The sequence below is a fragment of the Nocardia sp. NPDC055053 genome (genome assembly GCF_053608285.1).
Genome location: NZ_JBSGVD010000050.1, coordinates 1 through 25,773, shown reverse-complemented (window position 1 = coordinate 25,773; position 25,773 = coordinate 1). Strand labels below are relative to the sequence as shown.

General features: G+C 69.0%; 27 protein-coding genes. 18 read left to right on the top strand and 9 right to left on the bottom strand.

All coding sequences use genetic code 11. From position 1 onward, the window contains the following. Positions 1–30 precede the first annotated feature (30 nt). Positions 31–672, top strand: coding sequence for a PadR family transcriptional regulator (locus ACWF82_RS31380; RefSeq protein WP_452507077.1), 642 nt, complete (start codon positions 31–33; stop codon positions 670–672). A 157-nt stretch (positions 673–829) separates the two neighbouring features. After that, a complete protein-coding gene (locus ACWF82_RS31375; RefSeq protein ID WP_452507075.1) occupies positions 830–2,041 on the top strand; it encodes an FAD-dependent oxidoreductase in 1,212 nt (403 codons plus the stop codon). 133 nt (positions 2,042–2,174) lie between these two features. On the opposite strand, the gene ACWF82_RS31370 is transcribed toward ACWF82_RS31375, so the two are convergent. Beyond that, a complete protein-coding gene (locus tag ACWF82_RS31370) occupies positions 2,175–2,966 on the bottom strand; it encodes a helix-turn-helix domain-containing protein (protein ID WP_452507073.1) in 792 nt (263 codons plus the stop codon). A 114-nt stretch (positions 2,967–3,080) separates the two neighbouring features. Here ACWF82_RS31370 and ACWF82_RS31365 point away from each other — a divergent pair, with 114 nt between their 5' ends. Then, on the top strand, positions 3,081–3,506 hold the full coding sequence (locus ACWF82_RS31365) for a hypothetical protein (RefSeq protein ID WP_452507071.1): 426 nt from the start codon (positions 3,081–3,083) through the stop codon (positions 3,504–3,506). Positions 3,507–3,623: 117 nt separating this feature from the next. On the opposite strand, the gene ACWF82_RS31360 is transcribed toward ACWF82_RS31365, so the two are convergent. Genes ACWF82_RS31360 through ACWF82_RS31350 form a run of 3 tightly spaced genes read right to left on the bottom strand, consistent with a single transcriptional unit; the run spans position 3,624 to position 5,438 of the window. Beyond that, positions 3,624–4,367, bottom strand: coding sequence for a phosphatase PAP2 family protein (locus ACWF82_RS31360; RefSeq protein WP_452507070.1), 744 nt, complete (start codon positions 4,365–4,367; stop codon positions 3,624–3,626). 25 nt (positions 4,368–4,392) lie between these two features. Next, entirely contained in the window at positions 4,393–4,617 is a 225-nt protein-coding gene (locus tag ACWF82_RS31355) for a hypothetical protein (protein WP_189034732.1), read from the bottom strand. 35 nt (positions 4,618–4,652) lie between these two features. Continuing rightward, positions 4,653–5,438: an HNH endonuclease family protein gene (locus ACWF82_RS31350; RefSeq protein WP_452507068.1), complete on the bottom strand. Its 786-nt coding sequence runs from the start codon at positions 5,436–5,438 to the stop codon at positions 4,653–4,655. A 268-nt stretch (positions 5,439–5,706) separates the two neighbouring features. Here ACWF82_RS31350 and ACWF82_RS31345 point away from each other — a divergent pair, with 268 nt between their 5' ends. Further along, positions 5,707–6,570 (top strand): haloalkane dehalogenase, encoded by an 864-nt coding sequence (locus ACWF82_RS31345; RefSeq protein WP_452507066.1) that lies wholly within the window; start codon positions 5,707–5,709, stop codon positions 6,568–6,570. Between the two features lie 17 nt (positions 6,571–6,587). Further along, positions 6,588–7,421: an RNA polymerase sigma factor gene (locus ACWF82_RS31340; RefSeq protein ID WP_452507064.1), complete on the top strand. Its 834-nt coding sequence runs from the start codon at positions 6,588–6,590 to the stop codon at positions 7,419–7,421. Positions 7,422–7,425: 4 nt separating this feature from the next. Here ACWF82_RS31340 and ACWF82_RS31335 read toward each other — a convergent pair whose 3' ends face one another. Continuing rightward, positions 7,426–8,076, bottom strand: coding sequence for a phosphate signaling complex PhoU family protein (locus ACWF82_RS31335; protein ID WP_452507062.1), 651 nt, complete (start codon positions 8,074–8,076; stop codon positions 7,426–7,428). 93 nt (positions 8,077–8,169) lie between these two features. On the opposite strand from ACWF82_RS31335, the gene ACWF82_RS31330 reads away from it, so the two are divergent. The 11 genes from ACWF82_RS31330 (at position 8,170) to ACWF82_RS31280 (ending at position 19,678) form a co-directional block, all read left to right on the top strand. After that, a complete protein-coding gene (locus ACWF82_RS31330) occupies positions 8,170–9,273 on the top strand; it encodes a calcium:proton antiporter (protein ID WP_452507060.1) in 1,104 nt (367 codons plus the stop codon). Positions 9,274–9,438: 165 nt separating this feature from the next. Further along, a complete protein-coding gene (locus ACWF82_RS31325) occupies positions 9,439–10,284 on the top strand; it encodes an MlaE family ABC transporter permease (protein ID WP_379310742.1) in 846 nt (281 codons plus the stop codon). Beyond that, complete coding sequence (locus ACWF82_RS31320) at positions 10,284–11,150, top strand: MlaE family ABC transporter permease (RefSeq protein ID WP_379083990.1); 867 nt, start codon at positions 10,284–10,286, stop codon at positions 11,148–11,150. The genes ACWF82_RS31325 and ACWF82_RS31320 overlap by 1 nt, the downstream gene beginning before the upstream one ends. 4 nt (positions 11,151–11,154) lie before the next feature. Further along, the gene (locus ACWF82_RS31315; protein ID WP_452507058.1) at positions 11,155–12,186 is read left to right on the top strand and encodes an MlaD family protein; all 1,032 of its coding nucleotides are present in this window, start codon (positions 11,155–11,157) and stop codon (positions 12,184–12,186) included. After that, on the top strand, positions 12,186–13,190 hold the full coding sequence (locus ACWF82_RS31310; protein ID WP_452507056.1) for an MlaD family protein: 1,005 nt from the start codon (positions 12,186–12,188) through the stop codon (positions 13,188–13,190). The genes ACWF82_RS31315 and ACWF82_RS31310 overlap by 1 nt, the downstream gene beginning before the upstream one ends. Next, the gene (locus ACWF82_RS31305) at positions 13,178–14,185 is read left to right on the top strand and encodes an MlaD family protein (RefSeq protein WP_452507054.1); all 1,008 of its coding nucleotides are present in this window, start codon (positions 13,178–13,180) and stop codon (positions 14,183–14,185) included. Before ACWF82_RS31310 ends, ACWF82_RS31305 begins: the two co-directional genes overlap by 13 nt. Beyond that, positions 14,185–15,273, top strand: coding sequence for an MlaD family protein (locus tag ACWF82_RS31300; RefSeq protein WP_452507052.1), 1,089 nt, complete (start codon positions 14,185–14,187; stop codon positions 15,271–15,273). The genes ACWF82_RS31305 and ACWF82_RS31300 overlap by 1 nt, the downstream gene beginning before the upstream one ends. Next, positions 15,270–16,319, top strand: coding sequence for an MlaD family protein (locus tag ACWF82_RS31295; protein WP_452507050.1), 1,050 nt, complete (start codon positions 15,270–15,272; stop codon positions 16,317–16,319). The genes ACWF82_RS31300 and ACWF82_RS31295 overlap by 4 nt, the downstream gene beginning before the upstream one ends. Then, complete coding sequence (locus tag ACWF82_RS31290; protein WP_452507048.1) at positions 16,316–17,275, top strand: MlaD family protein; 960 nt, start codon at positions 16,316–16,318, stop codon at positions 17,273–17,275. Before ACWF82_RS31295 ends, ACWF82_RS31290 begins: the two co-directional genes overlap by 4 nt. Before the next feature lie 136 nt (positions 17,276–17,411). Next, positions 17,412–18,050 carry a hypothetical protein gene (locus ACWF82_RS31285; protein WP_452507046.1) on the top strand — a complete coding sequence of 213 codons (639 nt, stop codon included), beginning with the start codon at positions 17,412–17,414 and terminating at the stop codon, positions 18,048–18,050. 53 nt (positions 18,051–18,103) lie between these two features. After that, positions 18,104–19,678 carry a Na+/H+ antiporter gene (locus tag ACWF82_RS31280; RefSeq protein ID WP_452507044.1) on the top strand — a complete coding sequence of 525 codons (1,575 nt, stop codon included), beginning with the start codon at positions 18,104–18,106 and terminating at the stop codon, positions 19,676–19,678. 6 nt (positions 19,679–19,684) lie between these two features. Here ACWF82_RS31280 and ACWF82_RS31275 read toward each other — a convergent pair whose 3' ends face one another. From ACWF82_RS31275 to ACWF82_RS31265, 3 genes are read right to left on the bottom strand one after another with little or no spacing between them, the layout of a single operon-like run. Then, positions 19,685–20,407, bottom strand: coding sequence for a VIT1/CCC1 transporter family protein (locus ACWF82_RS31275; protein ID WP_452507042.1), 723 nt, complete (start codon positions 20,405–20,407; stop codon positions 19,685–19,687). Between the two features lie 30 nt (positions 20,408–20,437). Next, the gene (locus tag ACWF82_RS31270) at positions 20,438–22,030 is read right to left on the bottom strand and encodes a GMC oxidoreductase (protein ID WP_452507040.1); all 1,593 of its coding nucleotides are present in this window, start codon (positions 22,028–22,030) and stop codon (positions 20,438–20,440) included. 57 nt (positions 22,031–22,087) lie between these two features. Then, entirely contained in the window at positions 22,088–22,663 is a 576-nt protein-coding gene (locus ACWF82_RS31265; RefSeq protein ID WP_452507092.1) for a YdcF family protein, read from the bottom strand. A 68-nt stretch (positions 22,664–22,731) separates the two neighbouring features. Here ACWF82_RS31265 and ACWF82_RS31260 point away from each other — a divergent pair, with 68 nt between their 5' ends. Beyond that, a complete protein-coding gene (locus tag ACWF82_RS31260) occupies positions 22,732–24,228 on the top strand; it encodes a flavin-containing monooxygenase (protein ID WP_452507038.1) in 1,497 nt (498 codons plus the stop codon). A 79-nt stretch (positions 24,229–24,307) separates the two neighbouring features. Beyond that, positions 24,308–24,712, top strand: coding sequence for a DUF7144 family membrane protein (locus ACWF82_RS31255; protein ID WP_452507037.1), 405 nt, complete (start codon positions 24,308–24,310; stop codon positions 24,710–24,712). Between the two features lie 56 nt (positions 24,713–24,768). On the opposite strand, the gene ACWF82_RS31250 is transcribed toward ACWF82_RS31255, so the two are convergent. Then, positions 24,769–25,251: a MarR family winged helix-turn-helix transcriptional regulator gene (locus ACWF82_RS31250; RefSeq protein WP_452507035.1), complete on the bottom strand. Its 483-nt coding sequence runs from the start codon at positions 25,249–25,251 to the stop codon at positions 24,769–24,771. Positions 25,252–25,773 lie beyond the last annotated feature (522 nt).

Here is a 25,773-nt window from a genome sequence, read left to right as displayed (position 1 = left end):
GTATATTCGTAGACGAGTAAGGAGGTGGTCATGGCTACGAAGCGCAAGGTGAACAATCTGCTCGCGCTCGCCGTGCTGTCGGTGATCGTGCAGCGGCCGATGCACCGGTACGAGATCGCCGCCACCCTGCGAGCCCATGGCAAAGACAAGGACATGGACATCAAGTGGGGTTCGCTCTACACGGTCGTCCAGAACATGGCCAAGGCCGGTTTCCTCGAAGTCGTCGGCAGCGAACGCGACGGCGCCCGCCCCGAACGGGTGATCTACCGGATCACCGATGCCGGGCGCGCCGAGATGGCCGACTGGACCAGGGAACTGCTCGCCTCGCCCGAACCTGAACACCACCGGTTCACCGCCGGACTGTCGATCCTGGCTGTGCTCCCGCCGGACGAGGTGGTCGAGCTGCTCGGCATCAGGATCGCCGCGCTGGACGAGGCCGTCGAGCGCGCGAAGACCGAGCTCACCGTGCTGGCGGGCACCCTGCCCCGGCTGTTCCTCGTCGAGACCGAATTCGGCATCGCGATGCTGGAAGCCGAAGCGCGGTGGGCGCGCTCGCTGCGTGACGAACTGCGCGCGGGCACCTTCGAAGGCCTGGAGATGTGGCGGCAGTGGCATGCCGAGGGCATGCCCGCCGACCGGATTCCCGAATTCGGCGAAAGGGGGAACGACTAGCTCTCCCCGAAAAGACCCGGACCCGGTGGTGTGCGGCAACACCCCACCGAGTCCGAGAACCGTCCCGACACCGTGCTCACACGCATGCGCACCCGGCTACGAGGCTGGCAACCACAGAATAGCCCGGGTGACGCAGACACAGATCTGGAGATCACTCATGTCCACAACCCGTTCCGCCTTGGTCATCGGCGGTGGCATCGCCGGACCCGTCACCGCGACCGCCCTGCGACTGGCAGGCATCGACGCCCATGTCTACGAGGCCTACTCCGGGCCGTCCGAGGGCATCGGCTCCGGGCTCGCGCTCGCCCCCAACGGGGTCGCGGCCCTCGACATCATCGGCGCAGGCGACGCGGTGCGCGGGATCGCGCTGCCCGTCCAGGGGATGCGGCTGGCTGTCGGCGGCCGCGAACACATCCTGCCGGTGCTGGCCGATCAGCCGCCGCTGCAGGTCGTCGATCGCGGTGAACTGCACCGCACGCTGCACGATCACGCGGTCGCCGCGGGCGTGCCGTTCACCTACGACAAGCGCCTGGTGCGCGTCGACGAGCACGCCGACGGCGTGACCGCGCACTTCACCGACGGCTCGACCGCGTCCGCCGACATCCTGGTCGGCTGCGACGGCATCCGGTCCACCGTCCGGAGCCTGATCGATCCGGCCGCGCCCGGCCCCGACTACACCGGCATGCTCGGCTTCGGCGCACTGGTCGACTGCGATCTCGACCTGCCCGCCGACACCATGGTGTTCGCGTTCGGCACCAAGGCCTACTACCTGTACTGGCGGCTCGCCGACGGCCGCGTCGCCTGGGGCGCGAATCTGCCGAGCAAGCAGTACTACTCGCTGACCGAGGCCCGCGCGGTCCCGGCCGAGCACTGGTTGCGGGTGCTGCGCGAGACCTACGCGCCCGACACCCCGGGTGGCGAGTTCGCCCGCCGCACCACCGCCGAGAACCTGGAGATCACCGGGGCCCTGCACATCATGCCGCCGGTCCTGCACTGGTACCGCGACCGGATGGTGCTGGTCGGCGATTCGGTGCACGCCCCGTCGAACAGCTCGGGTCAGGGCGCGTCGCTGGCGATCGAGAGTGCCGTGCAGCTGTCCCGCTGCCTGCGCGATATCGACACGCCCACCGCGGCCTTCGCGGCCTACGAGCAGCTGCGGCGAGCCAGGGTGGAGGGCATCGCGGCCCGTGCGGCGAAGGTCAACCACAGCAAGACGCCGGGCCCGTTCGCCCGCAGGATCATGAACGCGATGATGCCGCTGATGGTCAAGACGGTGATGAACCCGGAGAAGACGATGGGCGCCGAACGTCGCTACCGCATCGACTGGGACGCGCCGGTGCAGCGGGAGCTGGTGGCCGTCACCCGCTGATCCGGGCAGCCCCTCGGTCATCATCACGACCGAGGGGCTCGCCGCGGCACAGGGACTATCGCTCACGCACAACGCGATCAAGGCGTACTCGGTATCCTCGCCCGGAAATAGCGACAGCCTATGGATCGGGAGTTCAGCGGCGGTCGGCGCGCAGCCGGAGAATGCGGGCGGTCTCCGCGTCGGCGGGCAGGAACGCCTCGAGGTGGAGTTCGGCGATGGTGACGTCTGTCGCGGTGGCGAACGAGGTGAGAGTGGTGATCAGGCGCAGGTCGCCGTCGTCGGTGCGCAGGTGCAGCGGGACGGCGAAGCCGAGGTGGTCGGGGCCGGGAGCGGCGGCGGGCAGGTAGCCGGACAGCTCCGCGATCAGTTCGTCGAGGGCTGGGTCTGGGGTGTGGGCGGCGCGGCTGCGCAACGAGTCGATAATGTGCCTGCCCCATTCGGGCAGGTTGCGCACGCGTGGCGCGACGCCGTCGGGATGCAGGGCCAGGCGCAGGACGTTCATCGGCGCGCGCAGCAGGTCGTCGGCGACACCATCGGTGAACAGGTCGAACGCGGCATTGGCTGTGACCAGTTCGCCGCGCGGGCGCGCCACCAGCGCCGGGTACGGCAGGTGCCCGTCGAGGACGGCACTGAGCGCCTCGCGCACCGGCGCCAATTCCGGTGCGGCCAGATCGCTTTCGGGGAACACCGGGGCGAAGCCGGCGGCCAGCAGCAGGTTGTTGCGGTCGCGCAACGTCAGCTCGAGCGATTCGGCCAGACGAACCACCATCGTGCGGCCCGGCTGGGACCTGCCCTGTTCGAGGAAGCTCAGGTAGCGCTGACTCGTCTCGGCGCGGATCGCCAGGTCGAGCTGACTGACCCGGCGCAGCGTGCGCCAATGCCGCAGTTGCGGACCGAAGGCGGTGGTGGACAGCGCGATCGTCATGGGTCGAGTCAACCGTGCGCGGGCAGCACGCTATTCCCACGGGAAATGAGCCGATGGCCCGTCATTCCCCGCAGGGAATCGCGGGGAATCGCGGGCCACGGCACAGTTGTCGCCATGAGCATCAACGACCTCGCCACCGCCTACGTGGCCCTCTGGAACGAATCCGACCCGGCCGCGCGCCGCACCCTGATCGAGCAGCTCTTCGCCGTCGACGGCGCGCAGTTCCTGGTCGATCCGCCCCTCGAAATCCGCAAGGCCGCAATCGAACTCGCCTTCCCCGTCCCGGCGCTCGCCGTGCATGGACACGACGCGCTCGATCGCCGCGCCACCCGCGCCTATGAAATGTTCCTCGCCTCCGGCGACTTCGTCTTCGCGGCAGCCGGGCCCGCCGTCGAACTCCCCGCCAACACGGTCGGCATCGCCTGGACGATGACCCGGCGCGACGACGGCACCGCGGCCGGCGGTGGCTTCGACCTGCTCGCCCTCGACACCGACGGCCGCATCGTGTCCGATCACCAGTTCATCGAGGGCTCGCGATGAACGCGCCTACCGGGCCTGCGATCCGGCGGACCGCGGTCGGTCGCCGGACCGGCACGTTCGGCTGCGCCCGGTGATCGACCGTGAATTCGGGTTCGGCGAGATGGTCGCTGCCGACGACTACCTGCGGTCGGGGGCTGCGTTCGGCAAGGTGGTGGTTTCGGTGAGTTGATCGTCGGGGGAGTACTCGCGGTAGACCCAGGCGAACACGGTGACGCACAGGACAAGCCAGAACAGGCCGAAGATCCAGCCTGCGAGGACGTCGGTGAACCAGTGCACGCCCAGGTAGACCCGGGACAGGCCGACCGCGATCGGGAACACCACCGCGAACACGGTGGCGGCTACCCGGACCGCGGTGTGGCGGAGGCTGGGGATGACGGTGAGCGCGACGATGCCGACCACCACCGTCGTGCCGAGGGTGTGGCCCGACGGATAGGACAGGCTCGGTTCGACGACGAGGCGGGTCAGCTCGGGTGGCCGGTGCCTGCCGACGATCCGCTTGACCACGAAGACCAGCACGCCCGCGCCCGCCGAGGTGACGGCGACCAGCACCGCGGTCGGCCAGTTGCGCCGCCAGGCGAACCAGGCGACGGTGATCGCCGCGAGGATCGTCATCGACAGGGTGTCGCCCAGATCGGTGACCACCCTGGCGATCGAGGTCAGTGGGTCGCCGCGGTGGGCGATCATCCAGTCGAGCACCCTCGGGTCGATCCGGATGATGCCCGCGTCATTGTTGACCTGCCAGGTGAGCGCGACGACGAGGACCGCGGCGGTCGCGAGCAGCGTCGTAGCGAGGGGCAGCCGCCGGCCGAGCGCGGACCACGCGACGTCGTCGGACGGGGGTCTTCCAGAGGCAGTCGGCATAACTACCAGATTGCCAGCCGCGGGCTCAGGCTTCGAAGACCACCGTGTTCCCGGCGACATCGCGGGTGCCGGCGACCTTCTTGATCGCCTTCACCAGGTCGGCGACGCTGTCCCACACGCGCGGGGGTTCGGCCTCGATGTTGCCGATGGTGTACCAGGTGTCGGTACCGCGGTAGCGGACGAGGCCCTTGCCCGAATCATCGAGCATGACATCGAGCTCGCCGGACACCGTCCCTTCCTCTTCGGTCATGACGGCGCTCTCGGCGGTGATCTCGATCGTCTCGCTTATGTGAACTCTCCTCGGCGGAGGCAGTCGTCGACTGCGGTGCGCAACGCGGTGTGCTCGGCGGTATCAACGGTCAGCGCGTACTTTATCTTGACCTTCACGTAATGCTCGATATAGGCGCACCGGAAATTGCCGGGCGGCAGGTAGTTCGCGGGGTCCTGATCGCCCTTGGAGCGGTTGGCCGACGGGTCGGCGGCGACGAGATTCAGCGAGTCGTTGGCGATGCGGCGGCGGGTGTCCTCGTCGCGGTCGGCGGCGCCGGAGCGCCACGCCTCGGCCAGCGCGACGATGTGCTCGGCGTCGACCTTGGCCGGATCGGTGATGAACTTGTACGGCCCGAGCTGCCCGGTCTTCTTGTCGACGAACCCGTAGCGGTCCTGCCAGCCCGCGCCGGCGGGAATCTTCAGCTCGCAGGTCTTCGGGTCGAGGGTGACCTTGCCGGTGGCGTCGCGCAGCATCATCACCTCGCGGGTGGTGCACTTGGCGTACTGCGCGAGGTCGCCGCCGAAGCCGTGCTCTGGCTTGCTGGTGTCCCAGTGCGGGAACTTCTCTCTGGTGTAGCCCGTCATCGGGCCTTCCTTGGCGACGACGAGTTTGCCGACCAGATCGCCGATCTCCTTGCCCGACACCGTCGCGGCATTCGCCGGACCCGGTCCGGGCGCGGTGGGATCCACCTTGTCCAGCAGCGAATTCGCCACGGTCACGACGATGCCGAGACAGATCGCCGCGGCGAGGGCGAGCAGGGCCCGGCCCAGAGGAGAGCCGCTGATCGAGGACCACTTCATGCCCGTACCACCCACATGCCTTCGTCGAAATTGAACCGGCACAACCTAACGGCCGCACGCTGTGTCGTAACTGATTGTCGGCTATGACCTTCCGCACACGGCAGTGCAAAGAAATTGCGGCTCAATAGCGTTCACCTATCGACGGAGGTGACCAGCGGAAACGTCGCGTAAACCGGGAGTGACGCGGATCACGTCGAATCTCTGTCGGCTCCGGTCGGTTCCCCGCGTCCAACCCAGGGAAGGATCATTCACCGAAGGGAAACCGGCCATGCCGACCGTCGACGTCATCGACTCGTTCATCTCCTACAGCGACGCGGGTGCCGATACCCGCCCCGTCGTCTTCCTGCACGGCAACCCGACCAGCTCCCACCTGTGGCGCAATGTGCTGCCGGTCGTGCGCGAACACGCGCGCTGCCTTGCCCCCGACCTGATCGGCATGGGCGCCTCCGGCAAACCCGACATCGCCTACCGCCTCGACGATCACGCGCGCTACCTCGACGCCTGGTTCGACGCGCTCGACCTGACCGACCCGATCCTGGTCGGCCACGACTGGGGCGGCACCCTGGCCATGGATTTCGCCGCCCGTCACCCCGGGCGGGTCGCGGGCATCGCGGTCATCGAGACCTTCCTTCGCCCGCTGAGCTGGTCGGAGCTGCCCGCCCGCTCGGCCGAGATGTTCCGCATGTTCCGTTCTCCCGCGGGCGAACAGGCCGTGCTGAACGAGAACAAATTCATCGAATACAACCTGCCGACGCTGGTCCCGGCGCTCAGCGAGGCCGATCTCGACGCCTATCGCGCCCCGTATCCCACTCCGGCATCGCGGGCACCGATGCTGGCCTGGGCCAGGGAGTTCCCGCTCGATGGCGAACCCGCCGACGTGGTGGCCAGGGTGAACGCCTACGGCGAGTGGATGGCGGCGAGCGCGGGTGTGCCGAAGCTGCTGATGACGGTGGAACCCGCGATCGGGCTCGGCGGCGCCGAGGTGATCGAGTGGGCGGCGCGGACATTCGCCGACATCGAGGTCGAATCGGTCGGTGCGGGTTCGCATCACGCGCCAGAGGACCAGCCGGAAGCCATCGCGAAATCCGTTGCGGGATGGCTGGCCCGGCACAGGCTGCTCGATCGGGCTTGACCGGCGACAATGGTGGAATGGAGACCGAGGAGGCCCAGCTGGTTGCCCGCGCCGTCGACGGCGACAAGGCGGCGCTGGCCGAGGTGATCGGCCGGGTGCAGGATCCCCTGTACCGCTTGGCCTTGCGGATGACCGGCCGCCCGGCCGACGCCGAGGACGCGGTGCAGGAGATCCTGATCCGGGTGGTCACCAGGCTGTCCACGTGGCGCGGCGAAGCCAAGCTGCTCACCTGGGCCTACCGGGTCGGCGCCAACTATCTGATCTCGCAGCACCGGCGTTCGGCCGCCGAGAACGCGCAGCTCAGTCTCGACGATTTCGGCGCGAATCTGCTCGACGGTCTGGCCACCGAGGACTATCGCGGTCCCGAAGCCACGCTGCTCGCCGAGGAGGTCCGGCTCAGCTGCACCCAGGCGGTACTGCAGTGCCTGAGCCGCGACGAGCGGGTCGCCTTCGTCCTCGGTGATCTGTTCGGGCTCTCGGCGGCCGAGGCGGCCTGGGTGCTCGATATCACTCCGGCCGCGTATCAAAAGCGCTGGGAGCGGGCCAAACAACGGCTCGGCGCGTTCCTGCGCTCCTCCTGCGGGCTGGTGAATCCGGCGGCGCCGTGCCGGTGCGCCCGCCGGGTGGCCAGGGCGAGCGAGCTCGGTCGGATCGATGTCGCGCAACCCGCCTATACGAAACACGCTGTGCGGCAAGGTGGTCGCACGGTCGCCGAGGCGGCACAAGAGCTGAGCCGGCTGCGGGACGCGGCCGCCGTCCTCGCGGCGCACCCGGATTACGCGGCGCCGCGGGAGAAGATCGCGGCGATCACGGCGCTGGTTGGCTCGGGCCGGTTTTCGCTGCTCGACTGAGGGATCAGTCGGCCAGCGTGCCCGTCTCCGGCGGAATTCCGGTGTCCAGGAAGCGGATCAGCCGGGCGATGCGGGCGGTGTGGTCGACGCAGCGCTGGAACTGACTGCCCAGCAGGGCCAGATCGATCGCCGCGCCCGCGTCCGTCCCGGTCGTGGCCAGCACGGTGCGCAGCTGTCTGCACAGCACGTCCATGGACTCCGCCGCGGTGCCGTCGTCCTCGGCGAAGCGGCCGGTCGCGACCGAAGCACCAACCCGCGCAACACATTCGGCGGCCAGGGCGCCCATCGCCACCAGCTCGGTGATGACCGGCTCCGGCGCCACCGCGCGCGGATGGGCGCGGTACACGTACTGGCCCGCGGTCTCGGTGCGCCTGCCGATCCGCGAGAGTTCGCCGGCGATCTGGATCGCGGTGACCACGTGACGTAGGTCGCGCGCGACCGGCGCTTGCAGGGCCAGCAGCGCCATGGTGCGGTTCTCGCAGGCGGCGAACATCTGCTGTAGCTGTTCGTCGATGGCGAAGACCTCGTAGGTCGCGGTCAGGTCGGCGCCTGCCAGCGCCTCGGTGATCCGCTCCGTCGCATCATGAGCCAGGCGCGACATCAGGGTGAGATCGTTGGACAGGGCAACGAGCTCGAGGGTGAACTGGGTCCGCACGGGCTGAATTGTTCCCCATCGAGGCGGTCCGGGGAATCCATCCGGCGATCTTCGCGGCCGCGTATCCCGGTGCACTCGCGCGTAGCTGGGACGATGGAGATCATGATTGCCGCGTTGAGGACCAGATGGACCCTGTATATCCCGATATTCGCCGCCCTCGTGCTCGCCGCGACCTGGGGGCGGGACGTACCGGGAGTCGTGGTGGTGTTGGTCGACATCGCGCTGATCGGTGCGGTGCTGGCCGCGGTCTACCACGCGGAGGTGGTCGCGCACCGGGTCGGTGAACCGTTCGGCGCGCTGGTGCTCGCCGTGGCCGTCACCGTGATCGAAGTGGCGCTGATCGTGACGATGATGATCTCCGGAGGCGACAAGGCGGCGTCACTGGCCCGTGACACCGTCTTCGCCGCGGTGATGATCACCTGTAACGGCATCTTCGGTCTGGTGCTGCTGGTCGGCGCGCTGCGCAGGCGGGTCGCGGTGTTCAACTCCGAGGGCACCGGCGCCGCCCTGGCCACCGTCGCGACCCTGGCGACGCTGAGCCTGGTGCTGCCCACCTTCACCACCAGCAAGCCGGGCCCGGAGTTCTCGCCCGCGCAGCTGGTCTTCGCCGCGGTCGCCTCGCTGGCCCTGTACCTGCTGTTCGTGATGGTGCAGACGGTGCGGCATCCCGACGACTTCCTCCCGGTGGAGGAGGCGGGGGCCGTCGACGACGCCGACACCGGTCACGGCACCGCGCCGTCCAACCGGGCCGCTGTGATCAGCCTGGGTCTGCTGGTGCTGGCGCTGGTCTGCGTGGTCGGGCTGGCGAAGGTGGTCTCGCCCGCGCTGGAGCGGGGCGTGGCCGCGGCCGGTCTGCCGCCCTCGGCGGTCGGCGTGGCGATCGCCATGCTCGTGCTGCTGCCCGAGACGCTGGCCGCGTACAACTCCGCGCGCCGCAACCAGGTGCAGATCGGCCTGAACCTGGCGCTCGGGTCGGCCATGGCCAGTATCGGCCTCACCATTCCGGTGATCGCGCTGGCGACCATCTGGCTGAGCGGTCCGCTGGTGCTCGGTCTCGGCGCCACGCAGATGGTGCTGCTCGCGCTGACCGTCGTGGTCGGCACGCTGACCATCGTGCCCGGCCGCTCGACCCTGCTGCAGGGCGGCGTTCACCTGGCGTTGTTCGCGGCTTTCGTGTTCCTGGCCGCAAGTCCGTAGCTGGAGTGTTGCGGATCACAGAGGGTAATGACCTGTCATTGAAACCGCGAAAAAGCGACGAGGGTCACCACTCCGAAATTTTGTTGTGACGCAGAGTACCGGTTAGCTTGCTGGCGTGACCCTCACCATGCACCGCGCTTCGCGAGCGGGCCGGGGGCATCGCTGATGTCCACCGACCTGCACTCCGCGAAGCCGGATTCCGCCAGCCAGATCGTCCGCAAGAATTTCACCGACACCGTCGTGTCGTCGTTGCGGACCTTCGGGCGTGCCGTCGACCTCGCGCAGGAGTCGGTCACCGGCACGGTCGCCGATGTCGCCCGCGGGCACTTCCAGTGGCGCGAGACCCTCGTGCAGGCCTGGCGGCTGATCACGGTCACCGCGATCCCCGCGATCCTGATGGCGATCCCGTTCGGCGTGATCGTCTCCATCCAGGTCGGCAACCTGATCCACAGCCTCGGCGCCGACTCCATGCTCGGCGCGACCGGCGGTCTCGGCGTCATCAAGCAGGGCGCGCCCATCGCGACGGGCTTCCTGCTCGGTGGTGCGGGCGCCGCGGCGATCGCCGCCGACCTCGGCGCGCGCACCATCCGCGAGGAGATCGACGCGCTCAACACCATGGGCATCAGCCCGGTGCACCGGCTCGTCATCCCGCGCATGATGGCCATGCTGATCGTCGCGCCGATGCTCAATGTGCTGATCATCTTCGTCGGCGTGCTCGCCGGGTACGCGGTCGCCGTCGGCGGTCAGGGCGTGACCCCTGGCAGCTACTGGTCGACCTTCGGCTCCTTCGCCACCGCCGGTGACGTGTGGGTGTCGCTGCTCAAGGCGCTGATCTTCGGCTTCCTTGTCGTCGTCATCTCCTGCCAGCGTGGCCTCGAGGCCAAGGGCGGTCCGCGCGGTGTCGCCGACGCGGTGAACGCGGCGGTGGTGCTCTCGGTCGTCTCGATCGCGATCGTGAACCTCCTCGCGACCCAGATCAGCGCCATGTTCCTGCCGACGAAGCTGGCGTGATGGCTGCCTCCTCCTATATCCCCACCTCGCTGCACTGGCTGCGCAAGCCCGCCCGCGTCGGCAAGCGCATCGCCTCGGCGGGCGAATCGCTCGGCTTCGTCGCGGTGTTCGTGTGGCAGGTGCTGTCCTCGGTGCCGCTGACGCTGCGCCGCTACCGCGACGAGACGCTGCGCGCTGTCACCGACATGACCTGGGGCCGCGGCTCGATCATCGTCGGCGGCGGCACCGTCCCGATGATGATCGTGCTCGGCCTGGTGATGGGCGCCTCGGTCGGCGTCGAATCCTTCGCCTCGCTCGACATGCTCGGCATGGGCCCGGTGACCGGCGTCATCTCGGCCTACGCCACCACCCGTGAGCTGGCCCCGATCGCGGCCGCGATCGGCTTCGCCGCCCAGGCGGGCTGCCGGATCACCGCCGAGATCGGCTCGATGCGCATCTCCGAGGAGATCGACGCGATCGAGGCGCTCGGCCTGCGCTCGGTGCCGTTCGTGGTGACCACCCGCGTCATCGCGGGCGCCATCGCCATCGTGCCGACCTTCCTGATCGCGCTGATCCTGTCCTACGGCGCCTGCCGCGGGCTGCTCACGATGGTCTACGGGCAGTCGGCCGGCGTGTACGACCACTACTTCTTCCAGTTCATCTCCGGCTTCGACATGATCGCCGCCGTCATCAAGGTCGCCGTGTTCGGCACCGTGGTGATCCTGGTGCACAGCTACTTCGGGTTCTTCGCCACCGGCGGTCCCGAGGGCGTCGGCATCGCTTCCGGCCGCGCGGTGCGGGCCAGCTCGGTGGCCATCGTCGCCATCGACATGGTGCTGTCGATCATGCTGTGGGGCTTCAACTCGGCGATCAGTTTTACGGGGTGAGCTAGTGCCTAACTATGGAATGCCCGGCGTCGCGGCCGATCGGCGCACCTCGCGGCTGACCGGTGCGATCATCCTCGGCATCATCGCCGCGGTCGTGCTCGCCACGGTCGCCTACCGCAATCTGAAAACCGAAGAGGGCCTGCGGATCGCGCTGCACACCGAACACCTCGGTGACGGCATCAGCGCGGGCAGCCAGGTCCGCATCGACGGCGTCACCGTCGGCGAGGTCGCCGAGGTGACCCCCGGCGAGCGCGGCACCCAGCAGATCGCGCTGCTGCTCGACGCCGACCGGCTGCACGGCATCGACGACAGCCTCGCCGTCGACTACGCCCCGACCAACCTGTTCGGCATCGCGGAACTGGAACTGCGCCGCGGCACCGGCGGATCCCCGCTGCGCGCGGGCGCGGTGCTCGACCTGACCGGCGCCGACGCCGACCGGGTCTACGACGCGACGATGAGCGCGATCCTGCGCAGCCTGTCCCAGGTCGGCATGACGGTGACCAGCCCGCAGATGGCGACGGTCGTCTCTCAGCTGGCCGCCGACTTCAAGGCCTTCACCCCGCTGGTGCAGGCGCTGATCACGATCGCCAAGACCATCGCCGACAACCAGGACGTCGCGCCCTCGGAGCTGTTCGGCAGGCTCGGCCCCGCCTTCGACGGCGGCGGCCAGTTCGCCGGCGCCACCATGCAGGTGATCGACCGGCTCAGCGAGATCAAGGTGACCCAGATCGACAAGGACCGCTACGACATCGGCGTAGGCGTGATCGGCGGCAGCATCCTGCCCGCCCTGACCACCACGCTGACCACCGCGGGCGGGCACTTCGCCGAGACCACCGACATGCTCGCGCCCATGCTGTACGCGCTGGCCCAGATGTCGCCCAACCCGCGCCAGACCGGCGCCGACCTGGCTGCCCTGCTGACCAACCTGCGCGGGGCCATGCCCGACGGCCCCGGCGGCCCGGTGCTCAATCTCGACGTCGAGCTCAGCGGTGTGCCCGCGATCGCGGTGCCGCTGTTCGGAAAGGCCGGTGCGTGATGAAGATCGGTGGTGTCGCACTGCGACTCGGCGTGTTCGCGCTGGTGATGCTCGCCGTGCTCGGACTCGTCTTCACCCTGATCAAGCGGCCCGTCTCCGGTGACACCGAGGCGCACGACGCGCTGTTCACCGACGCCAACGGCCTCAAGGTCGGCAACGACGTGCGGATGTTCGGCGTGCAGGTCGGCAAGATCGAGAAGATCAGCCTCGAAGGCGACAAGGCCAAGGTCCACCTCACGGTGAAGACCGACACGCCCATCTACGACAACAGCAAGCTGGCCATCCGGTACCAGAACCTCACCGGCCAGCGCTACATCGACCTGCAGCAGGCGCCGAACCCGGGCAACCGGATCGCCGCCGACGCCAGGATCGGCGCGAACATGACCGTCCCGTCGTTCGACGTGACGAGCCTGTTCAGCGGGCTGAAGCCGGTGCTGGCGACGCTCTCGCCCGAGGCGATCAACCAGTTCACCGCCAGCATGCTCGCCGTCATCGAGGGCGACGGCAGTGGCCTCGGCCCCGCGCTGACCGCGATCGACCAGCTCGCGAGCTACGCCGAGGACCGCCAGCACGTCATCAACACCCTGATCAGCAACCTGTCGACGCTGGGTGACCGGCACGGCGGCCGCGTCGGCTACCTGCTGCCGCTGCTGGCCCGGCTCACCGACATCTTCGAGGCGATGCAGCGCAATATCGGCGGCGTCGCGCAGTTCGCGATGACCGCGCCGTCGGTGCTGGCGCCGGTGGACCGGCTGCTTGCCTCGCTCGGCCTGGTCGAGGGCGGCGGCGCCGAGGTCGACGCGATGATCCGCGGCCTGTTCCCGAATCCCCAGGAGGCGGTGGATGTTTTCGGACGCCTGCCCGGCCTGCTGGCCACAGTCGACGCCTCGCTCTCGCGCGATTTCGCCGATTTCACGCCGACCTGCAGCAACGGCCCCGCCGATGTGCCTGCCCCGCTGCAGGTGCTGATCGCCGGACAGAAGGTGACGGTATGCAACGCCTGAAGTTCTTCTCCGGTGACCGCCCGATCATGGACGAGGCGACCAAGCGCGCCCGCGAACTGCGGATGGGCATCATCGGCCTGAGCCTGGTCGTGCTGTTCATCATCGGCGCCGGCATCGTCTACGTGGTGCCGCTGGGCAAGCACACCTACACCGCCGAACTCAGCGAGGCGCAGTCGGTGCGCGAGGGCGACGACGTGCGCCTGGCGGGTATCTCGGTCGGCAGCGTCACCTCGCTCGAGCTGAAGCCGGACAAGGTGCTGATGGAGTTCACCGTCGACTCCGACGTGTTCGTCGGTGACCAGACCTCCCTCGACATCCGGATGCTGACCGTGGTCGGCGGCCACTACGTCGCGCTCTACCCGGCGGGCTCGCGGCCGCTGGGCGAGGAGGCGATCCCCGCGGACCGAATCCGCCTGCCCTACAGCCTGATCGAGACCTTCCAGGACGCGACAGCGCCGCTGGCCGCCGTCGACGGCGACACCGTGCGCAAGAACCTGGCCGCCGCGAACTCCGCGATCGCAGCCTCCCCGGAGGCGCTGCGCTCGACCCTCGACACCGTCGGCAAGTACGTCGACATGCTCGATAGGCAGCGCTCGCAGGTGTCGAAGTCCATCGCGATCCTCGACGAGTACATCTCCATGTACGACGGCGCCAAGTCCGATCTGGGCAGGCTGATGGACAACGTCAACATGCTCGAGGACGTGCTGCTGAGCAAGAAGGCCGAACTGGCCGAAGCGGTCCGGCTGCTGGTCTCGGTGGTGAACCGGCTCGCCGGGCTCGCCCCCAGCTGGGAGTCCACGCTGAAACCGCGGGCGCAGGCACTGGCCGACGCGCTGCCTCGGATGCGGGAACTCGAAGGCCGGTTCGAACCGATCCTCGGCACCGTGGCCGACCTGCAGACCAAGCTGTCGCAGCTGGCGACCCCGGACGCCGGTGTCGTGGTCGACCAGTCCGGCGTGCAGGTGTGCGTGCCGCTGCCCGGGAAGGCGTGCTGATGCTGAAACGACTCCTCGGATCCCAGGCGTTCATGTCGATCGCCGGTGTGGCGGTCCTGGTCGTCATGGTGATCGCCGGCTACTTCGTGGCCTTCGATCCGCTGAAGAAGACCGAATCCTATTGCGCCCTCATGCCCGACGCGATCGGGCTCTACCCGGGCAACCACGTCACGATGCGCGGCATCGATGTCGGCGAGGTGACCGCGGTGCGCAACGAGGGCGCCAAGGTGCGCGTGGAGTTCGAGGTCGACGCCGACTACCCGGTCTACGCCGACGCCTCCGCGACCACCGTCGCGTATTCCGTTGCCGCCGACCGCAATCTGGCCGTGCTGACCAGCGGCAAGGACACCAGGCAGTTCACCGGCGGCTGCATCACCAAGACGCTCACGCCCAAGTCGATCACCGAGACACTGACCGCCCTGGCCGGCCTGTCCGAGCAGCTTTCCGGCGCCGAGGCTGGTCAGCCGAGCGCGCTGGTCGACGGCCTCGCCTCGCTGGACCGCGCGACCGAGGGCACCGGCCCGACGGTCAACGAACTGGTGCACAAACTCGGCTCGGCGATGAACAAACCCGACGCCGACATCGGCCACCTGGCAGGCCTTTTCGACGCGTTCGCCTCGGTGTCGAACCGCGTCGCCGCCAACTGGGGCGACCTGCAGACGATGCTGGTCCGGCTGGCCCCGCTGCTCAACCAGTCTTCCGACGACCTGCTCGGCCCGGCGACCTCGCTGTTCGACGGACTCGCCGAGCTGCTGCCGATGCTCAACGACTTCGCGACCATCCTGGGCGACCCGCTGATCGGCGCGCTCGACGGCGCGGTCCCGCTGGTGAAGTTGTTGCGCGCCAACGTCGGATCGCTGCGCGAGGTGGTGCTGAAGATGCCCGCGCTCACCTCCGCCTTCCAGAGCGCAGCCGGCGGCACCGCGATCACCTACGCGGCGCCCAAGGTGGCGCTGCCCAGCGGCGAAGCCGATCAGGTGTGCGCCGCGGTGAACGCGCTGATCCCCGGCCAGTGCGCCGACCCGGCGCAGGGGCTGACCGATGTGAACCTCGTCCAGGTCGTGCTGGGAATGGCAGGTGCCCGATGAACCCGCGAAAGACACTGCGGCGCGGCATGATCGCGCTCGTGGTCGCGGCCGGTCTCGCGGTGGGCGGCTGCGGCTTCGACCCCGCCGAGGTGCCGGTGCCCGGCTCGACCGTCAGCGGCCCGACCTACCGCGTGCAGATCGAGTTCAGCAGCGCGCTGAACCTGCCCGCGAAGTCCAAGGTGATCGCCAACGGCGCCGAGATCGGCACTGTCGACACCGTCCGGGTGATCCAGCCCGCCGACGCGCCGGCGGGCCGCGGTGGCTACGTCGTCGTCGAGGCCGACATCCTCGACTCGGTGCAACTGCCGACCACGACCATCGCCGAACTGCGCCAGGACACCATCCTCGGTGACATCCACGTCGCGCTGACCACCCCGAAGGACGGCTTCGGCACCCTGCTGCGCGACGGCGGCACCATCCCGATCGCCCGCACCAAACCGCCGGTGCAGCTGGAAGACACGATGGCCACCATGGCGCTGTTCGTGCAGGGCGGCGCGATCGGCCAGCTGCAGGACATGATCGGCCGGGTGAACTCGGTGATGCCGGCCGATCCCAGGGAGACCGCGCGCATCTCGGCGGTCATGGGCGCCGACGCCGCCGACCTGGCCGCGAATTTGGACCAGGTCGACCTGCTGGTCAACGGCCTGGCCGCCAATGCCGAGATCATGGTCGGCATCGAGGCCGAGCTCACCAACATCCTGACCCCCGAAGCCGTGCGGGCCCTCTCGGGCACCCAGGACTCGATCGCCAAGACCATGGCGATCTTCCTGGCGCTCGGCCCGGTCGGCTCGTCGCTGACCTGGCTGGCCCCGATCGCGGGCGCGGGCGATGCCGCGGCGACCGCGTTCCTGCCGCTGGCCACCGGCGGCTCGGCCGACCTGCGCTCTTCGACCAACATGGCCCTGCTGACGGCGCTGCTGCGCGACAAGATCATCCCGTTCGCCGAGCGCGGCCCGAAGGTGAACATCACCGGCGTGCGGGTGTCCGAGGACGAGCAGGTCGAGCAGATCGTGACCGCGCTGCGGATGATCGGAATGGTGCGATGAAGATCGGTGCACTGGCATCACTGGGCGGCATCGCCGCCATCACCGTGCTCGGCGCGAGCTACCTGACCTTCGGCGTCGTGCGGGTCGACCCGTTCGCCGATTACACCGAGGCCTCGATCGAGCTGGCCAACTCCGGCGGCCTCAGCGTCGGCTCGCCGATCCTGCTGACCGGCATCGAGATCGGCAAGGTCACCGCCGTCGACACCGCCGCCACCGGTGGCGTCCAGGTCGGCTTCCGGTTCGGTGCCGAGAACAAGGTGCCGATGAGCAGCATCGTCACCATCGAGCACCTGTCCTCGCTGGGTGAGCCCTACGTGCAGTTCGTGCCGCGCAGCGCCGACGGGCCGTACCTGAGCAACGGGCAGCGCCTGGCGGGGGAGAACGTGCGGACCCCGATGTCGATCCCCGAGGTCGCGCGGCTGGTCACCAAGACCGTCGAGCAACTCGACCCGGCGGTCGTCGGCTCGCTGGTCGACACCCTCGGCCAGGCGATGACCGGCACCGAGAACGTCATCCCGGAACTGGCCAGGGCCGGCGACCTGCTCGCCGCGGCCATCATGAGCCGCGCGCCCGCCATCGCCGAGCTGCAGAACAACTTCGAATACGTCTCCGGTGACATCGGCTGGGCCGGACCGGCCACCTCCGCCGCCGCGCCCGCCTTCGTGCGCCTGAGCCAGGTCATCGACGAGTTCGTCGAGTCGGTCGGCCGGGTCAGCGCGGCCGGTGGCGATCCCGAGATGTATCTGCGCGACGGCGGTCTCGTTCCGTTCCTCGAGCAGGTCGTCGCCAAGCTGAACGAGCTCGGTCCCGAGCTGTCCGCCCTGCTGCCCGGGCTGCGCCCGCTCGCCGAATCGGTCACCGCGACCGGTCCGCAGATCGATCTGAGCACCCTGATCGCGCAGGCGCTACACAACACCGATACCGATGCGGTGAAGGTTAGGGTCGCAATCAAGTAAACATCTGGCAACTGCTGAATGTAGGTATGGCCCCAGGTCAATGGAGTATTAACGAGCTGGTCGGTCTTTTCAGCAACCGTGCGGTAGCCTGCTGGGCTAGGGGAGTCCAGGTCCATGGGCGACCGAAGGCGGTGCGATGGCAGAGAACGGCGAGGGCCCCGGCGAGGGGACCGGCAGCAGTACTCGGGTGATCGCGATCGCGGCAGTGCTCGCCGCACTGCTCGCGCTGGTTGTCGCGCTCGGGTTGGTCCTGCGCGCGAATCAGGGTGACGAGAACGACCCGTCGACCGTCAATCCGATGGGCGCGGATGCGAACGGCCTGCCGGTCACCGGCGACGAGGTGGCCGAGCAGGAGGCGGTCTTCGCCCCGCCGTGGCCCGCCCGGCGGGTCGGCGGAAACTGCTCGGCGGGTGGCATCGTCGCGCACTGGCAGGTCGACGCCGACGGTGCGTGGCAGTGCACGGTGACGACCCCGGACGCAGCGGTTCCCGCCGCGCCCGCCGAGGCGCCACCGCCGCCGCCCCCGGAAGCTGCACCACCTGCCCCCGCCCCCGAGCCGGAGCCCGTGCCCGTCGAAGCTCCGCCGCCGCCCGTCTACGAGCCGCCGCCGGTGTACGAACCGCCCGTCTACGAGCCGCCGCCGGTGTACGAGCCGGAGCCCGTTCCCGCTCCCGCGCCGGAACCAGCCCCGGCACCACCACCGCCTCCGGTCATCCAGCTGCCGTTCCCGTTGCCGCCGATCTTCATTCCGCCTGCGGCCGCCGTCCTGCACTGACCGGCGGCGGGTCGCCCGCCGCGCACCGTCGATGTCGGTGAGACTGATCCGCTATGGACCAGTTGGTACTCACTCTGGTGATCCTGCTCGCGGCGGTGCTCGCCGAGTCGCTCGGCGAACGGATAGGGGTCGCGCCGTCCATCCTGATGACGGTCTTCGGCTGCCTGCTCGCCCTGATCCCCGCCGTGCCGAGCCTGAACATCCCACCCGAGCTCATCCTCCCGCTGGTCCTGCCGCCGCTGCTCTACGCCGCCGCCCGGCGCACGTCCTGGCGGCAGTTCGCCGAGAACTGGCAGGTCATCGCGTTGCGCGCGATCGGCCTCGTGATCGTCACCGCCGTCGCGGTTGCCGCGGTCTTCCACGCCTGGAATCCGGCGACCGCGGTCGCGGCGGGCCTGGTGCTCGGCGCGCTGGTCGCGCCGCCCGACCCGGTCGCGGCCACCTCGATGGCGAGCAGGCTCGGCCTGCCGCGGCGGTTGATCGTGACCCTCGGCGGCGAGGGCCTGTTCAACGACGTCACCGCGATCGTCATCTACACCGTCGGCATCCAGGCCGTGGTCACCGGCCTGTTCTCGCCGTGGCACGCGCTCGGTGACTTCGTCCTCGCCGCGGTGGTCGGGCTTGTGGTCGGCCTGGTCCTCGGCTGGCTGGGCAGCAAACTCACCAAGTACCTCGACAACGCGACCAGCCAGGTGGCGCTGAGCCTGCTGCTGCCGTTCGTCGCCTACGGCGTCGCCGAGCACTGGGAGGGCTCGGCCGTCCTCGCGGTGCTGGTCTGCGCGCTGTATCTGACCGACGCGGTCACCGAGATCGGCGACCGCGACTACCGGCTGGTCGCGGATTCGTTCTGGGACATCGCCGAAATGCTCATCACCGGTTTCGCTTTCGCGCTGATCGGTCTCGAACTGCGGGTGGTCATCGACGCCACCGGGCACAACTGGCCCTCGCTGGCCGGGGTCACCGCCGCGGTGATCGCGGTCGTCGTGCTGCTGCGGCTGGCCTGGCTGCTGGTGACCTGGGCGGTGAGCACGAAACTGTGGCGCGATTCCGACGAGCCGTTCACCTGGCGCGAGGTGATCGTCACCTGGTGGGCTGGGATGCGCGGCGTCGCCACGGTGGCCCTGGCACTGGCCGTGCCGTTCACCATCGACTCCGGCGCGGATTTCCCCGCCCGCTCGGAAATCCTGTTCGTCGCCTTCGCGGTCGTGCTGTTCACGCTGCTCGTGCAGGGCCCGACCCTGCCGCTGATCGTCCGGATCACCGGCGTGCACGCCGACACCAGAGGAGAACGCGCGGTCGAACAGCAACTGTGGACCAGGGTCGTGCGGGCCGAATTGGCCGAACTCAAGATGATCGCCGCCCGTGACGGGCTGCCCGAAGACGTCTACGAGGACATCAAGGACACCCTGCGGCACCTCTCGGCCAAGGCCGACCCCGAAGCGGCGGACGCCGACGCCAAGGCCGCCCTCGACGCGGAACGCAAACTCGCCAAGCAGATGCGCGCGGTGCGCTCGGCCGTGATCGAGGCGGGCAGGCGCGAAGCCCAGGCCGCGCGGCGCGAACCCGGCATGCCGCCCGATGTCGTCGACCGGGTTACCCGCAGGCTCGACCTCGGCCCGACCCGCTGACCGGTCTCAGCCCGCGAGCGTGTCGGTGAGCGTGCCGATCGCGTAGGTGACCGCCATCGCCAGCGCACCACCGATCACCACCCGCAACACCGCCCTGCCGCGATGACTGCCACCCAGCCGCGCACTCACCGACCCGGTGACGGCCAGCGCGATGAGCACCGCCGCGAAGGTGACCGGCACCCGCCACTGCACCGGCGGCAGCACGATCGCCAGCAGCGGCAGCAGCGCGCCGCAGGTGAACGCGATCGCCGAGGAGATCGCCGCCGCCCACGGATTGGTGAGCTCGTCCGGGTCGAGCTTCAGTTCGGCTTCGGCGTGCGCGGTGAACGCGTCGTGCGCGGTGAGTTCCTCGGCGACCGTGCGCGCCGTCGCCGGACTGAGCCCCTTGGCCTCGTAGATCCCGATCAGCTCGGCCAGTTCCGCGGCCGGATCGGCGGCCAGCTCCCTGCGCTCCTTGGCGAGCAGGGCCATCTCCGAATCCCGCTGGGTGCTCACCGACACGTACTCGCCCGCCGCCATCGAGATCGCGCCGGCCACCAGTCCGGCCACGCCCGCGGTGAGGATGGTGTGCGGATCGTTCGTGGTCGCCGCGACACCGACCACCAGACCGGCGGTGGACACGATGCCATCGTTCGCGCCGAGCACACCGGCGCGCAGCCAGTTCAACCGAGACGCGAGCCCTTCGGCATGGGGTTCGTGCGGATGGGCGGTCGGCGACGAGTCCTGCACCCGGCCAGCCTAATCGGGTGCGTTACCGGATCAGCGCGGGGCGCGCAGGGTGTCGGCCAGGCGCACGGCCAGCGCGAGCACGGTCAGCGTGGGGTTGACGTGGCCGTTGGTCGGGAAGACCGAACTGCCCGCGATATAGAGGTTGTCGACGCCGTGCACCCGGCAGTTCCGGTCGACCACCCCGTGCCGCGGATCGGCCGACATCCTGGTAGTGCCACTCGGGTGCGCACGGTCGGCCAGCGGCAGCGGCTCGGTACTGCCGGGCAGCGCCGCGGGCGCGATCCGCGGCGCGGGCAGTCCGAGCCGGGCGAACTCGGCCGTCAGCAGCGCCGTCGCCCGCCGGACGGTCGCGTCCTCCCGCGCATCGATCCGCCAATCCACCTGGGGCAGTGGCATTCCCACCGGGTCGGTGCGCTCCGACAGGCGCACCCGGCTGTCCGGGTCCGGCGCCTGTTCGACCATCGTCCACACCTCGACCCCGGTGAGCCGGTGCGGCAACCCGACACCATCGATCAGCCTGCGCCGAGCCCCTGCCAGCAGCAGCTTGGTGTCCGACAGCATGATTCGAGCATCGTTCCACTCCGCCCGCCCACTCAGCACCCGCTTGACGGCGTCCCACGGATCGTCGGGCGCGGTGACCTCCTGCAACCACAGTGCGCAGTTCAGCAGCGATTCCCCGCGCTGGATCTCGGGCGACAGGGCCAGGCCGTGCAGAAAGGTGTGTTTACCTCGCGGCCCCTTGACCACGTACTTGCCGAACCGGGCCAGCGCCGCACCGGCGACGGCGGGGGACATGGCACCGACCACGCCGCTGCGATGGTCGATCAGATACCGCCCCACCTGGTCGTACCGGTTCCCGATGCCACCGGGGACGGTGCGCCGCGAGGCCAGCAGCAGCCGTGGAGTGTCGATCCCGCCTGCCGCGAGCACGAAGATCCGCGCCTCGACGGTGCGGATCCGGCCACCGGCGCCGGTCACCTCGACCGAGTTCACGTGCGCGCCGGTGGCATCGGTGTCGAGGTGGGTGACGGTCGCGTTCACCAGTACCCGTGCGGTCGGCGCGACGATATCGCGCACCAGCCTGCCCCACCGCTTGCAGTCGAACCGGTCGACCGGATCCCGGCTGATCTGCCAGAAGTACGGGCGCAGCGACCCGGTGTCGATGGCGGCGGCAGGCGCCGGACGTCCCGCGAGCGGCCAGAACTCGGCGTCGGTGAACCCCGTGCCGTGCCCGAGCCCGGCATGTTCGGCGGCGCGTTCGGCGTACGGACGCAGCTCACCCGCATCGATCGGCCACCCCGACCGCCGCACCCACGGCCGGGTCGCGAAGTCGAGGTCGTCGAGCACGCCGCAGCGTCCGGCCCAGACTCGCGAGCTGCCACCGAGGACCCGGCTGCCCGCGATCCGGTCGGGTGGCAGCCGCGGCGCACCGACACTGTCGATGGCGGCGAATTCCGGCTCGGTGGGACCGATTTCGTGGTCACCGCTCTCCAGGACCAGCACCCGCAGACCCGCCGCGGCCAGTTCGGTGGCCACGGTCAGTCCGGCAGGGCCCGAGCCGATGACGCAGATCTGGGCGCGCAGCGCGTCGTCTCCGACGGTGCGCAGGTCCTCGACAAGCATCGGCGGTCCTCTCGCCCGTGCCACCCGCGCGGCCCGGCACCCGGCCGCGCATTGGTGTCACTCTAGAAGCCGGGACGCGGAATTTCCGGAGGTCTCACAATGCTGGTTCACGAAAGCCCGGATGTATCCGGCGGATTGGCGCACATACATCCACGACCAGAACCCGAACCCGGATTCGGTGGGGCTGGCGACCATGGTGATCTCGCCGTCGAAACACCGGCCGACGATGTAGCGGGCACGTGAGACGTGCGGGGTGAAGGTGACCACGATGATGTGCCGCCACCCGTAAATCTTTGCCCGCCGGACGATTTCGCGCGCCTCGCCGTCGGTCGTCCACGGGTCGGGCACGAAACACGAGACGCGGAAGGCGAATCGGCCGCCGCAGTACTTGTCCATCAGCGGATCGTCGGGTCCGGTGGACTGCGAGATCAGCACCTCGGGGGCGTAGCCGCGCTCGGCGAGCTCGATCCCGAGGTCGAATCGTTCGTAGGGGGTCCCGCCGAGGACGACGATCACATCGGCGGGGCGCAGCGGGTCCACCTGCGGCCGGACGTACACGGGCCACCCGGCGAACGCGGCACCCAGCGCGATGACAAGTGCGCCGACGAGCAACCATCCCGCACGCCGAAAGATCGACACTGCATCGAGGATAGCGAAACACTGCCTTCACCTCGCGATGTGTCGCCAGGCACACTGGAGCCATGACCGACTCCGCCGTTGCCCCCGAACACCTCGACGTCGTCATCGTCGGCGCAGGATTGTCCGGTATCGGGGCCGCCTATCGGCTGCAGACCGAACACCCGCACCGCAGCTACGCGATCCTCGAGGCCCGCGCCGATCTCGGCGGCACCTGGGACCTTTTCCGGTACCCGGGCATCCGCTCCGACTCGGACATGTTCACCCTCGGCTATCCGTTCAAGCCGTGGCGCGCGGCCCGCTCGATCGCCGACGGCGCGTCGATCCTGGACTACATCCGCGAGACCGCGCACGAGAACGGCATCGACAAGCGCATCCGCTACGGGTCGCGGGTGATCGGCGCCGACTGGTCGTCGGCGCAGGCGCGCTGGCAGCTCACCATCGCCCACGACGGCCCCGACGGACCCGAGCTGAGCACCCTGACCTGTGGTTTCCTCTACACCTGCGCCGGCTACTACGACTACCAGCAGCCGCACACCCCCGAATTCGCCGGTCGCGAGGACTTCGCGGGCACCATCGTGCACCCGCAGTTCTGGCCCGCCGACCTGGACGTGCGCGACAAGCGGATCGTCGTCATCGGCAGCGGCGCGACCGCGGTCACCCTGGTGCCCTCGCTGGCCGACGAGGCCGAGCACGTCACCATGCTGCAGCGCACCCCCACCTGGATCAGCGCCGTCCCCGGCCGCGACAAGCAGGCCGACAAGATCCGCGAACTGCTGCCCGCCGGGCTCGCGCACCGGCTGATCCGCACCAAGAACATCCTGTTCAACATCGGTTTCTACCAGTACTGCCGTCGCCGCCCCGCCGCCGCGCGCAAGCTGCTGACCGGCCTCACCACCCGCATCCTCAAAGACGACAAACTGGTCGCCGAGCACTTCACCCCCGACTACGACCCGTGGGACCAGCGCCTGTGCGCCGCGCCCGACGCCGACTTCTTCAAGGCGATGAAGAAGGGCAAGGCCGCGGTGGTCACCGACCGGATCGACCGGTTCGTCCCCGAGGGCATCCAGCTCGAATCGGGCAAGATCCTGCCCGCCGACATCGTGGTGACCGCGACCGGCCTGCGGCTGCTCGCCTTCGGCGGCATCGCGCCCGAGGTCGACGGCACCCCGGTCCCGCTGTCTGACCAGTTCGTCTGGCAGGGCGCGATGCTGACCGGCCTGCCCAATTTCGCCATCTGCGTCGGCTACACCAACGCCTCGTGGACGCTGCGCGCCGACCTCACCTCGCGCCTGGTCTGCAAGGTGCTCGCCCACATCGACCGGACCGGCGTCCCCGCCGTCGTGCCGGAGCCGAAGGGCGCGCTCACCGAGCGTCCGCTGCTCGACCTCAACGCCGGCTACATCCTGCGCTCGATCGCCGCCTTCCCCCGTCAGGGCGACAAGCATCCGTGGCGGGTCAGGCAGAACTACCTGCTCGACGCGCTGATCACCCTGCGCGCCGATCTCGGCAAGACGCTGCGCCCGGTCCGTCGCGTAGGCGAGTTCACCCACAACGGATGAGGCGCGCGGCCCCGTCGGGTTCCTACCGTTGGCATGTGCCGTGGTGGCACGTCCGTTGACCTGACGGGAAGGCCGAGCGATGACAGATCAGAATCAGCACCCGGTACGCGAGGGAATCGCGGCAGGAACCTCCATCGGCGCCGGAATCCTGCTGGCGGTGGTCGGTGTCCTGCAGATCCTCGAAGGTATCTCGGCTGTCGCCAAGGACGATCTCATCGTCGTTGGGCCCGAGTACCTCTACCAGTTCGACCTGACGTCATGGGGCTGGTGGCACATCATCTTCGGTGCCATCGCGGTGATCGTCGCGATCGGCCTGCTGGCCGGTCAGACCTGGGGACGCGTGTTGGCGATGGTGATCGCCGCCATCTCGATCATCGCGAACTTCCTGTGGCTGCCGTACTACCCGTGGTGGTCGATCCTGATCATCATCATCAACATCGTCGTGATCTGGGCGGTGGCCACCTGGCACCCGAACAACGCCTGAACCAGCGCACCGACGAGAACGCCGCCCCGGTCATCGGCCGGGGCGGCGTTCTCGCGTCAGTACTCGAGCGGTGATTCGTCCGCGTTGCCGCGGGCGCCGGCCAGATGGTCGGCGAGCCGCTCGCCGAGAATCGCCAGCTCGGCCTTCTGCGACCCGTCGAGTCCGTCCATGACCAGCTGCCGCACCGCGACGAGATACTCCGGCGTCGCCTCGGCCACCTTGGCCAGCCCGCTCTCGGTGAGGACCGCGTCGACACCGCGCCCCGATTCCGCGGCCGCGCGCTCGGCCCAGCCCACCCGTTCCAGCTTGGACACCACATGGGAGAGCCGGGAGATGGACCCGTGCCCGCGCGCGGCGAGCAGGCTCAACCGTATCCGATGGTCAGGAGCCTCGCGCAGCAGCGCCATGACCCGGTATTCGAAATGGGTTATGCCGAACTCGCGTTGCAGTCGCGAGTCGAGCGCGCTCGGCACCCGCATCGCGAGGGTGACCACCGCGCTCCAGGCGCGACGTTCGACCGAGTCGAGATCGTCTGCCACCTCTCACCCCCCTTCCCGTGTGTTAACTGAAAAATTGCTGAAGGTCGGCAAACTGTATATCGGAGAGGGTCGGCTGTCTATGTGCGGCACGTCATGTCAGCTGGTAGTGGGAGTATTATGGACCGAACTCAGCTGGACGTGTGATCAGTTGCCAGGCGGTCGCCCTTCACTTTCGGCTGTGTCTCGAATGCGCGGCCGGCGCCGCCGCGGTCCTTCATCGCCCCGTCGAAGGTGTGGCGAGCTGGGGAAACGCCGGTTCTACCAGGCGATTTGACTTCGCGTTCGTGGCTGCGTAACTTAATTCGAGTCAGAGCGACACGGACACCGACCCGGTGCCGAACTGCTGAGCCTCTCGAGGCTAGCGGATGGTGCAGGGAAACGAGGTAGGACGATGAGCGCCTGACTGATCATGTGTGCAGGGTTACAGCCCACGGACTTGCTTCGGTGGATTGCCTGCGCTAAAGTATGAACCCTTGCCCTGCCGAAGCCCCTACGAAATGTTGCGGGTAGAAGCTTGTGCGT

Excerpts from the sequence above, each read along its gene's own strand:
- ACWF82_RS31330 (WP_452507060.1), top strand. The coding sequence starts at position 8,170 with ATGGAGATCATGATTGCCGCGTTGAGGACCAGATGGACCCTGTATATC.
- ACWF82_RS31285 (WP_452507046.1), top strand. The coding sequence starts at position 17,412 with ATGGCAGAGAACGGCGAGGGCCCCGGCGAGGGGACCGGCAGCAGTACT.
- ACWF82_RS31300 (WP_452507052.1), top strand. The coding sequence starts at position 14,185 with ATGCTGAAACGACTCCTCGGATCCCAGGCGTTCATGTCGATCGCCGGT.
- ACWF82_RS31375 (WP_452507075.1), top strand. The coding sequence starts at position 830 with ATGTCCACAACCCGTTCCGCCTTGGTCATCGGCGGTGGCATCGCCGGA.
- ACWF82_RS31295 (WP_452507050.1), top strand. The coding sequence starts at position 15,270 with ATGAACCCGCGAAAGACACTGCGGCGCGGCATGATCGCGCTCGTGGTC.
- ACWF82_RS31270 (WP_452507040.1), bottom strand. The coding sequence starts at position 22,030 with ATGCTTGTCGAGGACCTGCGCACCGTCGGAGACGACGCGCTGCGCGCC.
- ACWF82_RS31360 (WP_452507070.1), bottom strand. The coding sequence starts at position 4,367 with ATGCCGACTGCCTCTGGAAGACCCCCGTCCGACGACGTCGCGTGGTCC.
- ACWF82_RS31290 (WP_452507048.1), top strand. The coding sequence starts at position 16,316 with ATGAAGATCGGTGCACTGGCATCACTGGGCGGCATCGCCGCCATCACC.
- ACWF82_RS31340 (WP_452507064.1), top strand. The coding sequence starts at position 6,588 with ATGGAGACCGAGGAGGCCCAGCTGGTTGCCCGCGCCGTCGACGGCGAC.
- ACWF82_RS31365 (WP_452507071.1), top strand. The coding sequence starts at position 3,081 with ATGAGCATCAACGACCTCGCCACCGCCTACGTGGCCCTCTGGAACGAA.
- ACWF82_RS31380 (WP_452507077.1), top strand. The coding sequence starts at position 31 with ATGGCTACGAAGCGCAAGGTGAACAATCTGCTCGCGCTCGCCGTGCTG.
- ACWF82_RS31350 (WP_452507068.1), bottom strand. The coding sequence starts at position 5,438 with ATGAAGTGGTCCTCGATCAGCGGCTCTCCTCTGGGCCGGGCCCTGCTC.
- ACWF82_RS31320 (WP_379083990.1), top strand. The coding sequence starts at position 10,284 with ATGGCTGCCTCCTCCTATATCCCCACCTCGCTGCACTGGCTGCGCAAG.
- ACWF82_RS31260 (WP_452507038.1), top strand. The coding sequence starts at position 22,732 with ATGACCGACTCCGCCGTTGCCCCCGAACACCTCGACGTCGTCATCGTC.
- ACWF82_RS31255 (WP_452507037.1), top strand. The coding sequence starts at position 24,308 with ATGACAGATCAGAATCAGCACCCGGTACGCGAGGGAATCGCGGCAGGA.
- ACWF82_RS31310 (WP_452507056.1), top strand. The coding sequence starts at position 12,186 with ATGAAGATCGGTGGTGTCGCACTGCGACTCGGCGTGTTCGCGCTGGTG.
- ACWF82_RS31305 (WP_452507054.1), top strand. The coding sequence starts at position 13,178 with ATGCAACGCCTGAAGTTCTTCTCCGGTGACCGCCCGATCATGGACGAG.
- ACWF82_RS31345 (WP_452507066.1), top strand. The coding sequence starts at position 5,707 with ATGCCGACCGTCGACGTCATCGACTCGTTCATCTCCTACAGCGACGCG.
- ACWF82_RS31280 (WP_452507044.1), top strand. The coding sequence starts at position 18,104 with ATGGACCAGTTGGTACTCACTCTGGTGATCCTGCTCGCGGCGGTGCTC.
- ACWF82_RS31325 (WP_379310742.1), top strand. The coding sequence starts at position 9,439 with ATGTCCACCGACCTGCACTCCGCGAAGCCGGATTCCGCCAGCCAGATC.
- ACWF82_RS31355 (WP_189034732.1), bottom strand. The coding sequence starts at position 4,617 with ATGACCGAAGAGGAAGGGACGGTGTCCGGCGAGCTCGATGTCATGCTC.
- ACWF82_RS31370 (WP_452507073.1), bottom strand. The coding sequence starts at position 2,966 with ATGACGATCGCGCTGTCCACCACCGCCTTCGGTCCGCAACTGCGGCAT.